The sequence below is a fragment of the Candidatus Pelagibacter sp. genome, from assembly GCF_052049835.1.
Taxonomy (GTDB): domain Bacteria; phylum Pseudomonadota; class Alphaproteobacteria; order Pelagibacterales; family Pelagibacteraceae; genus Pelagibacter.
Genome location: NZ_JBNGZF010000001.1, coordinates 285,322 through 295,097, shown reverse-complemented (window position 1 = coordinate 295,097; position 9,776 = coordinate 285,322). Strand labels below are relative to the sequence as shown.

Annotated in this window: 12 protein-coding genes; 9 read left to right on the top strand and 3 right to left on the bottom strand. The window is 29.0% G+C overall.

What is annotated here, in order from left to right; genetic code table 11:
• Window positions 1-720: 720 nt before the first annotated feature.
• Both ACTT9R_RS01530 and ACTT9R_RS01525 read right to left on the bottom strand, forming a co-directional pair.
• Complete coding sequence (locus tag ACTT9R_RS01530) at window positions 721-1,128, bottom strand: gamma-glutamylcyclotransferase family protein (protein ID WP_440926311.1); 408 nt, start codon at window positions 1,126-1,128, stop codon at window positions 721-723.
• Complete coding sequence (locus ACTT9R_RS01525) at window positions 1,128-1,877, bottom strand: competence/damage-inducible protein A (RefSeq protein WP_440926310.1); 750 nt, start codon at window positions 1,875-1,877, stop codon at window positions 1,128-1,130. Before ACTT9R_RS01525 ends, ACTT9R_RS01530 begins: the two co-directional genes overlap by 1 nt.
• A 20-nt stretch (window positions 1,878-1,897) precedes the next feature.
• Between ACTT9R_RS01525 and sfsA the strand changes: the two genes are divergently transcribed.
• The 9 genes from sfsA to grxD are packed head-to-tail and all read left to right on the top strand — an operon-like array spanning window position 1,898 to window position 9,125.
• On the top strand, window positions 1,898-2,596 hold the full coding sequence (sfsA, locus tag ACTT9R_RS01520; protein WP_440926309.1) for a DNA/RNA nuclease SfsA: 699 nt from the start codon (window positions 1,898-1,900) through the stop codon (window positions 2,594-2,596).
• Window positions 2,589-3,359, top strand: coding sequence for a type I methionyl aminopeptidase (map, locus tag ACTT9R_RS01515; protein WP_440926308.1), 771 nt, complete (start codon window positions 2,589-2,591; stop codon window positions 3,357-3,359). The genes sfsA and map overlap by 8 nt, the downstream gene beginning before the upstream one ends.
• A 3-nt stretch (window positions 3,360-3,362) precedes the next feature.
• Complete coding sequence (gene purB / locus ACTT9R_RS01510; protein ID WP_440926307.1) at window positions 3,363-4,655, top strand: adenylosuccinate lyase; 1,293 nt, start codon at window positions 3,363-3,365, stop codon at window positions 4,653-4,655.
• The gene (purC, locus tag ACTT9R_RS01505) at window positions 4,655-5,440 is read left to right on the top strand and encodes a phosphoribosylaminoimidazolesuccinocarboxamide synthase (protein WP_440926306.1); all 786 of its coding nucleotides are present in this window, start codon (window positions 4,655-4,657) and stop codon (window positions 5,438-5,440) included. Before purB ends, purC begins: the two co-directional genes overlap by 1 nt.
• Window positions 5,437-5,679 carry a phosphoribosylformylglycinamidine synthase subunit PurS gene (purS, locus tag ACTT9R_RS01500; protein ID WP_440926305.1) on the top strand — a complete coding sequence of 81 codons (243 nt, stop codon included), beginning with the start codon at window positions 5,437-5,439 and terminating at the stop codon, window positions 5,677-5,679. The genes purC and purS overlap by 4 nt, the downstream gene beginning before the upstream one ends.
• A gap of 3 nt (window positions 5,680-5,682) precedes the next feature.
• On the top strand, window positions 5,683-6,366 hold the full coding sequence (purQ, locus tag ACTT9R_RS01495) for a phosphoribosylformylglycinamidine synthase subunit PurQ (protein WP_440926304.1): 684 nt from the start codon (window positions 5,683-5,685) through the stop codon (window positions 6,364-6,366).
• Window positions 6,363-8,555 (top strand): phosphoribosylformylglycinamidine synthase subunit PurL, encoded by a 2,193-nt coding sequence (purL, locus tag ACTT9R_RS01490; protein WP_440926303.1) that lies wholly within the window; start codon window positions 6,363-6,365, stop codon window positions 8,553-8,555. Before purQ ends, purL begins: the two co-directional genes overlap by 4 nt.
• Window positions 8,555-8,785 carry a BolA/IbaG family iron-sulfur metabolism protein gene (locus tag ACTT9R_RS01485; RefSeq protein WP_075503726.1) on the top strand — a complete coding sequence of 77 codons (231 nt, stop codon included), beginning with the start codon at window positions 8,555-8,557 and terminating at the stop codon, window positions 8,783-8,785. Before purL ends, ACTT9R_RS01485 begins: the two co-directional genes overlap by 1 nt.
• Before the next feature lies 1 nt (window position 8,786).
• Window positions 8,787-9,125, top strand: a complete 339-nt coding sequence (gene grxD / locus ACTT9R_RS01480) for a Grx4 family monothiol glutaredoxin (RefSeq protein WP_440926302.1) — start codon at window positions 8,787-8,789, stop codon at window positions 9,123-9,125.
• Here grxD and rpsD read toward each other — a convergent pair whose 3' ends face one another.
• Complete coding sequence (rpsD, locus tag ACTT9R_RS01475) at window positions 9,126-9,743, bottom strand: 30S ribosomal protein S4 (RefSeq protein ID WP_440926301.1); 618 nt, start codon at window positions 9,741-9,743, stop codon at window positions 9,126-9,128.
• Window positions 9,744-9,776 lie beyond the last annotated feature (33 nt).

The window sequence follows — 9,776 nt, the reverse complement described above, 5'->3', positions numbered from 1 at the left end:
ATATTTATCTTATCTCTAACAAAGTTTTATCCGGCAATTTTAAGTTTACTTTTTTTGATAACGGAAAAAATATCTATTAAAAATATTGTAAACTTTATTTTGTTTATTATTTTATTTTTAAGTTTTATTTTTATTTTTAGAGAAAATCTTAACAATGTGATTGGTACGTTAGATTATGTGTCTCAGAGTTTAAGGTATTCTTTTTCTCTAAATACATTGACAAAAATTTTAATACATCTAACAAATTTTGAAAATCAATACATTGTCAAAATAATTTTGATTTTAATAAATATAATGACAGCATTTTTTATTTATATTTATTATTTAAAAAAATCTCTAATAAAAGTTAAGATTAATTTTAATCTGGATACATATATGTTTATATTGTCCTCTTCACTATCAATTTCAATTTATTTACTTTTTGGAAATAATTTTTATCGAGAAATTTTTTTAATAGGAGTTATTCCTTATATTATGAACAATTACAAAATTACCTTTTTTAGACTAGTATTATATATTTTTATTTTCAAATATGTTTATTTGTTAATATTTTTTCCTTACTACTACAGCGCAGATTTAAATTTCAATATATACGCTCAAATGCTTATTGGAATTAAGTCGACTATAGATTATGTATTCATCAGTATTCTAATTTCAATCTTATTAATATTTTTGAAATATTACTTTAATTATTATTTAAAATTTTTTAAAAAATATTTATTAAAATTTAGATGATAACGCTTTGTTAAGAAATTTAGTATTTAGATTACAATCAAGATAGCCCCTTTTAACAATATTTAAGTACCTTTCAGTGGGAAATCTGAAAGGACTTTTTTTAACCATTGTATAAGTCATTACTTTTTTTCCATAATGATAGAAATAATATTTTTTATAAAGTACAGGAAAATCTTCGTATACATCTAATTTTTTTTCATCACTTTTGGAAATTTCAAATAAACCACCTGGGACAATAGAATTTTTTTTAGGCTCTATATCTGCAGCTCTATACTTGCTTCTAAATGTTAATCTGAAATCTTTTAAATTTATTTTTTTTAAAAAAATACTGTCTTTACATCTACGCTTCATTTGAAAATGATGAAGATTACTACCATAAGCAAAATACAGCATTATCTATCCACTACCTCAATTTTTTTTTCATTAACAAATTTTAAAATTTGGGAATTACAATTATCTATTTTATTTTGATCTTCTGATCTTATTACTATTGAGACACCTAATTTACCTGCATGAAAAAATGGATAACTTCCTATCTCAACATCTTTATTATCATTTTGAACTTTTGTTAGAGAATTGGCTATTTCACTTTCAACAGTTTTTAAACTTATGGTAAGACTTTTAATAGGTACACCCCCTACTATACTATTAGTTAAGCCACCTAACATTGATTTTAAGATAGATGGAACACCTGGCAAAGAAAAAACGTTTTCAACATTAAATCCTGGTGCACCGCTTGTCGGATTTATAATTAATTTTGCATTCTCTGGCATCCATGCCATTTTTTGTCTGCCTTCATTAAATTCACCTGGTTGATAATATTTTTCTAAAATTTTAAAAGCTTCTTTGTGGACTTCATATTTTATTCCAAATGCTTTTGAAACAGATTGAGCAGTAATATCGTCATGAGTAGGCCCAATACCACCAGTTGTAAAAACATAATCGTATGTTGATCTAAGTAAATTTAAAGTTTCAACAATAGTCCCCTCAACATCAGGAATTACTCTCACTTCTGCAACATTAACACCAATTGAATTAAGCCAAATAGCTAAAGTTGAGGTATTTGTATCTTGGGTTCGGCCAGATAAAATTTCATTACCAATAATTAAAATCGATGCATTAACTTTTGCTTTTTTATCCATATGAAATATATAATTTAGTAATGGAATTTACCAAGTCTTTAATAAAAGGCAAACTAATCAAACGTTATAAAAGGTTTTTTACTGACGTTAATCTAGGTAAAGAAATTGTCACAGCTCACTGTCCTAACACAGGATCTATGAAAGGTTTATTAGATGAAGGCAATGAAGTTTATTTACTTCCTAATAATGATCCAAAACGAAAGCTTAAGTATGGACTTGAGATTATAAAATCTAGAAAGAATTTAGTTGGGGTGAACACTCACATGGCAAATAGAATAGTTGAGCATGGTCTTAACAACAATCTTATAAATGAACTTAAAAATAATGGCTCTATAAAAGCAGAGGTTTTTTTTAATAAGGAAACTAGATTTGATTTTTTATTAAAAAAAAAGGATCAAAAAATCTTTGTTGAGGTTAAAAATGTTACATTATTTAGAAATAAAGATACTGCTGAATTTCCAGATGCGCCAACAACTAGAGGAATTAAGCATTTATTAACCCTTATTGATGCCATAAATAAAGGTTATAAAACATATTTAATATTTTTAGTTCAAATTCAAAATATGAAATATTTTAAAATAGCTAAAGATATAGACGTAGAATATTACAACGCTTACCTAAAAGCTAAAAAAGCTGGCGTTAATTTTTTGGCTTATAGATGTGATATAAGTTCTAAGAAAATTTTTATAGATAAAAAATTAAAAATTATAGATGACTGAGTATAAAGAAAAATTTGAAAAAATGAGAGTCGCTGGAAAACTGGCTGCAAAAACTCTAGATATGTTAACTGAAAATATCAAAGAAGGTGTTTCTACAGATTATATCGACAAGTTAGGATATGAGTTTATTAGAGATAATGGTGGATATTCTGCTCCGCTATATTACAGGGGGTTTACAAAATCTTTATGTACATCTTTAAATCATGTTGTGTGTCATGGGATACCATCTGATAGAATTTTACAAGAAGGTGATGCAATTAATGTGGATGTAACTGCAATTGTAGATGAGCACTACGGGGATACAAGTAGAATGTTTTGTGTTGGAAAAACTCCGGTTAAGTTAAATAATCTTATAGATGCTACTTACGAGTCTATGATGAGAGCTATTAAAATTTTAAAACCTGGGATTAAATTAGGAGATATAGGTTATGAAATTCAATCATTTGTAGAAAATAAAGGTTTTTCAGTTGTTAGAGATTTTTGTGGTCACGGAATAAGTACAACATTTCATGAGTCACCAAATATTTTACACTATGGTAAAAAAAATACAGGCATGGAATTAAGACCTGGTATGACATTTACGATTGAACCAATGATAAATGCAGGTAAATATGATGTTAAAATGTTAAATGATGGTTGGACAGCTGTAACAAAAGATAAATCTTTATCTGCACAATTTGAACATACGTTGGGAATTACTGAAAATGGTTATGAAATCTTTACAGAATCTGTTAAAGGTTATTCAAAGCCTCCATATTTATAATTAATGATTAAAAGATACTCGCGAAATGAATTAACTTATATTTGGTCAGAAGAAAATAAATATAAAATCTGGTTAAATGTTGAGGTTGCAGCAGCAGAAGCAATGGAAAAACTTGGTCAAATTCCAAGGGGTGTTGCTCGAGTTGTAAGAAAAAAAGCTAGAATTAATGTAAGTAGAATTCACAAAATAGAATCTGAGGTAAAACATGACGTAATAGCTTTTCTTACCTCTGTAACTGAAAAAGCTGGAATTAAAGCACGCTACCTACATCAAGGAATGACTTCATCGGATGTTTTAGATACTAGTTTTAATATTCAATTAGTCCAATCAGGTAAAATTATATTAAAAGATATTGATCAGATTTTAAAAGTTTTAAAAAAGCAGGCAAAAAAATATAAATTTACTCCTTGTATGGGAAGAAGCCACGGTATCCATGCAGAACCAATTACGTTTGGTTTAAAATTGGCTTCTTTTTATGAGGAATTTAAAAGAAATAGAAAAAGACTAAAAGATGCTATTGATGAAGTTTCTACATGCGCAATTTCAGGTGCTGTTGGTACGTTTGCTAACATTAATCCAAATGTTGAAAAACACGTCGCTAAGAAATTAGGTCTAAAAGTTGAGCCAATTTCCACACAAGTAATTCCAAGAGATAGACATGCATTTTATTTCTCTGTTTTGGGAATTATTGCTGGATCCATAGAAAGAGTAGCTGTTGAAATAAGACATCTTCAAAGGACCGAAGTTTATGAATTACAAGAATATTTTTCTAAAAATCAAAAAGGCTCTTCAGCAATGCCTCATAAAAAAAATCCTATTTTAAGTGAAAATCTTACTGGTTTAGCCAGAATGGTTAGAAGCGCTGTCATACCTGCTCTTGAAAATATAGCTCTTTGGCATGAAAGAGATATCTCTCACTCAAGTGTTGAAAGAAATATTGGTCCAGATGCCAATATAACAACTGACTTTGCATTGGTAAGGCTTACAAATATTTTAGATAACATGATTGTTTATCCTAAAAAAATGCTTGAAAACCTAAATTTAACAAAAGGCTTAATTTTTTCTCAAGAAGTTATGTTAGAGTTAACTAAAACAGGATTAAGCAGAGAAAAATCATACAAGATGGTACAGTCTTATGCAAAGAAATGTTTTGCAGAAAATTTAAACTTAATTGACGTCATTTCTTCTGATAAATTTATAATGAGCAAAATTTCGCCAAAAAAACTAAAATCTATGTTTAATTATTCTAAACACTTTAAAAATGTAAACTTTATCTTTAGAAGAGTTTTTAAATAATGAAAAAAGGTAAAAAATTATACGAAGGCAAAGCAAAAATCATTTATGCAACAAGTGATAAAAATTTAGTTATTCAATATTTTAAAGATGATGCAACTGCATTCAATAATCAAAAAAAAACTACCATTGAAGGTAAAGGTGTTCTAAATAATAGAATATCAGAACATATACTCTCTAACCTCTCTCAAATAGGAATTAAAAATCATTTGATTAAAAGATTAAATATGCGTGAGCAAATTATAAAGCTTGTAGAAATAATTCCGATCGAATTCATAGTAAGAAATGTTGCAACAGGTTCAATTACTAAAAGATTAGGTATTGAGGATGGTACTGTTTTGAAAGAGCCTCTAATTGAATACTGTTTAAAAGATGACAAACTTGGAGATCCGTTAATATCAGAGGAGCATATTCTAGCATTTGATTGGGCATCAAAAACTGAAATAGATAAAGTTAAAAAAATGATTTTAAGAATTAATGATTTTATGATTGGGATGTTTAGGGGTGTAGGAATTAAACTTATCGATTTTAAATTAGAATTTGGAAGAATTAAAATTGATGGAGAAAACGAAGTTATTTTAGCAGATGAAATTAGTCCTGATACGTGCAGATTATGGGACAGTATTACAGAAAAAAAATTAGATAAAGATCGATTTAGGAAAGATCTGGGTGATTTAATTCCAGCATATACTGAAGTTGCTAAAAGATTAGGTATACTTCACGAACAATCTAATGTTTCAGCAGTAAATATAACTAAATTATCTTCAGTAAAAAGAAAGAAAAAATGAAAATTTCAGTAATCATAACCTTAAAAAAAGATGTGCTTGATCCACAAGGAAAAGTTATTCATCAAACATTAGATGGTATGGGTTTTGATGATGTTAATGAAGTTAGACAAGGTAAATATTTTGAAATTAACACTAAAGAAACTGATAACGACAAAGCAAAAGCAAAAGTTGAAGAAATGTGTAAAAAACTTTTGGCAAATCTTGTAATTGAAAATTATAAAATTATTGATCCAAAGTAATTAATGAAATCATCAGTTATTACTTTTCCTGGTTCAAATTGCGATAGAGACATGGATGTCGCTTTGAAAAAGTTTGGTTTTAAAAACAAAATGGTTTGGCATGCTGATGCTGAATTACCAAAAAGTGATTTGGTTGTATTGCCAGGTGGTTTTTCATATGGCGACTACTTAAGATGTGGAAGTATGGCATCTAAATCAAAAATAATGCAGTCTGTAATTAATTTTGCAAATACAGGAGGTATGGTTATGGGTATCTGTAATGGATTTCAAATATTGGTTGAAACTGGTTTGGTGCCTGGTGTTTTACTTAGAAATAAATATTTAGAATTTATATGTAAAAATGTTTTTGTAAAAATTAACGACAAACAAAATAAATATTTTAAAAATGTTAATAACGAGGTTTTAGAATTACATATAGCTCATAATGAGGGAAATTATTTTTGTACAAATGATCAATTAAAAGAAATTGAAGATAATAATCAAATAGCTATTAACTATTGTGATCAAAATGGAAAAATAGAAGACCAATTCAATCCTAATGGATCCATAAAAAATATCGCTGGTATATTTAATAAAGAAAAAAATGTTCTAGGAATGATGCCCCACCCAGAAAGAATGATTGATAAATCCTTATCTGGTGAGGATGGATCATTATTTTTTAAAAACCTAATAAACAACTTAAAATGATTGTAAACGAACAGGTAGCAATTGATCACGGTTTAAAAAAGGATGAATACGCCAAAATTTGTGAATTATTAAAAAGAACTCCCAATATTACAGAACTAGGGATTTTTTCTGCAATGTGGAATGAGCATTGTTCGTATAAATCATCAAGATTACATTTAAAAAAACTGCCCACTAAAGGAAAGAAAGTTATTCAAGGACCTGGAGAAAATGCCGGGGTTATAGATATTGAAGATAATGATGCGATAGTTTTTAAAATAGAAAGTCACAATCACCCTTCATTTATTGAACCGTACCAAGGTGCTGCTACCGGTGTTGGAGGAATAATGAGAGATGTATTTACAATGGGCGCAAGACCAATAGCTAACTTAAACTCTATACATTTTGGATCGCCGCAACATAAAAAAACGAAAAATTTATTAAGAGGTGTTGTTCATGGAATAGGTGGTTATGGAAATTGTATGGGTGTTCCTACAATTGCTGGCCAAACAAGTTTTGATAGCTCGTATAATGGAAATATTTTGGTTAACGCTATGACATTAGGATTGGTTAAAAAAGATAAGATTTTTTACTCTAAAGCAGCTGGATTAAATAAGCCTGTTATTTATGTTGGATCTAAAACTGGGAGAGATGGAATACATGGTGCAAGTATGGCTTCAGCTAGCTTTGATGAAAAAATTGAGGAAAAGAAACCAACAGTTCAAGTTGGAGATCCGTTTACTGAAAAACTTTTACTAGAAGCTTGTTTAGAGCTAATGGCTGGAGACTCCATTATAGCCATTCAAGATATGGGTGCAGCTGGTTTAACATCCTCAAGTATTGAAATGGCATCTAAAGGGAACCTTGGAATTGAAATCAATTTAAACAAAGTACCATGCAGAGAAACTAAAATGACACCTTATGAGATTATGCTCTCAGAGAGTCAAGAAAGAATGTTGATTGTTTTAGAAAATGGCAAAGAAGAACAAGCAAAAAAAATATTTGATAAATGGAACTTAGATTTTGCAGTAATTGGGAAAACTACTAAGTCAAAAAAAATAGAACTTTATTTTGATGAAGAAAAAGTTGCAGATATTCCAGTTAATACTTTAGTTGAAAACTCTCCAATGTATGATCGTAAATGGAAAAAAACAAAACTTCCTAAAAAGAATAAAATCAAGAAAGAAGACATTAAACATTTAAAAATTATTGATGTGTTAAAGAAAATTTTAGCCAATCCAAATATATGTAGCAAAGAATGGATTTGGCAACAGTATGATCATACAGTCATGGGAGATACAATACAAAAACCTGGTGGGGATGCTGGTGTTGTGAGAGTTCATGGAACGGATAAAGCTGTAGCTGCTTCTGTTGATTCATCTGCAGTTTATTGCTGGGCCCATCCTCAAACGGGTGGAAAACAAGTGGTTTGTGAAAGTTTCAGAAATCTAATATCTGTTGGTGCTAAACCAATTGCTATTACTAATTGTTTAAATTTTGGTAGTCCTGAAAATGATGCAAACATGGGAGAGTTTGTTGAATGTGTTCAAGGAATTGGTGAGGCAAGTGATTATTTAAAGTTTCCCGTAGTTTCTGGAAATGTATCTTTTTATAACCAAACAAAAGACCAAGGTATAAAGCCTACACCTGCAATTGGTGGAGTTGGGTTAATCAAAGATTACAAGAATATGATAACTATGGACTTCAAAGAAGTTGATAATTTAGTTTTAGTAATTGGAAAAACAGAGGGACATATTGATCAAAGTTTGTTTGCGAGGACTATTTTAGATGAAAAAAATGGACCTCCACCTGAAGTAAATTTATTTAATGAGAAAAATAATGGAGAAACATTACTGAAATTGATTGATAATTATTTAATAAAAAGTGCACACGATGTTTCGTTAGGTGGCATAATTACTGCAGTAGCAAAAATGTGTATTAAAGGAAAAAAGGGAATAAATATCAAAAAACCTAAATATTTAATTAATGAAACAGAATACTTGTTTGCTGAAGATCAAGGCAGATATATTATAGAAATAAACAAAAAAGTTTTTAAAAAAGTAGCTGATATATTGCATAAAAATGCAGTCCATTTCGATGAACTTGGCACAATTACTGAAAATGAACTATATATTAATGATAAGACAAAAGTTACAATTGACGAATTATCAACTTCTAATAAAAGTTGGCTAATAAACTATATGAGTAAATAATGGCAATGGATTTAAAAGAAATTGAGAATTTTATAAAAGAGGCAATGCCAGATGCAATTGTTGAAATACAAGATTTGGCAGGTGATGGAAATCATTATTCAGCTACCGTTACCTCGTCTCAATTTTCTGGAAAAAGTAAAATCGAGCAACATAAAATGGTTTACAACTCATTAAAAGGTAGAATGGGTAATGAACTGCATGCATTAGCAATTAAAACAAAGGAGAGTTAAAATGGATCAGCAAACAAATGATTTAATAAAAAATGAAATTGAAAACAACGAAGTATGTTTGTTTATGAAAGGTACGCCTGACGCTCCGCAATGTGGATTTTCGATGGCTACTTCGAATATTTTAAAAATCCTTGAAGTAAATTTTAAAGGTATAAATGTTTTAGAAAATCAAAATTTAAGAGAAGGTATTAAAGTTTTTAGTGATTGGCCAACAATACCACAACTTTATGTTAAAAATGAATTTATAGGCGGATGTGATATTATTAAAGAAATGTACGAAAATGGTGAGCTCACAAAACTTTTTGAAAGCAAAAATATAAATTTTAAGGCTAAAAGCTAATTATCTAGAATAATATTCAATTACTAAATTAGGCTCCATAACAATTGGATATGGGACTTCTTCAAACTTAGGAACTCTAACAAACTTTAGTTTTTTGTTTTTTTCATCCATTTGAATATATTCTGGAGTTTCTCTTTCTTTATTAGCTAGAGCAATATCAATTATTGCAAGTTGCTTAGATTTATCTCTTATTTCAATTGAATCTTCTTCTCTAACTAAATAGCTTGCAATATTAACTTTTTTACCATTTACTTTTACATGGCCATGGTTAATTAATTGCCTAGCTGAAAAAATTGTTGTTGCAAATTTTGCTCTGTAAATCACAGCATCTAATCTTCTTTCAAGAAGACCAATCAAATTTTCTCCAGTATCACCTTTAAGCATTACTGCTTTTTTGTAAATATTTCTAAATTGTCTCTCGTTAATGTTACCATAATATGCTTTTAATTTTTGCTTTGCTTGAAGCTGTATTCCATAATCAGATGGCTTAGATGTTTTTGTTTGACCATGTTGTCCTGGTCCATAAGCTCTAGTATTAAAAGGACTTTTGGGTCTTCCCCAAAGATTAACTTTTAATCTTCTGTCTACTTTATGTTTAGAGTTTAATCTTTTTGTCATTTGATAGTGGGCTTTATAAACTTACTCATCATT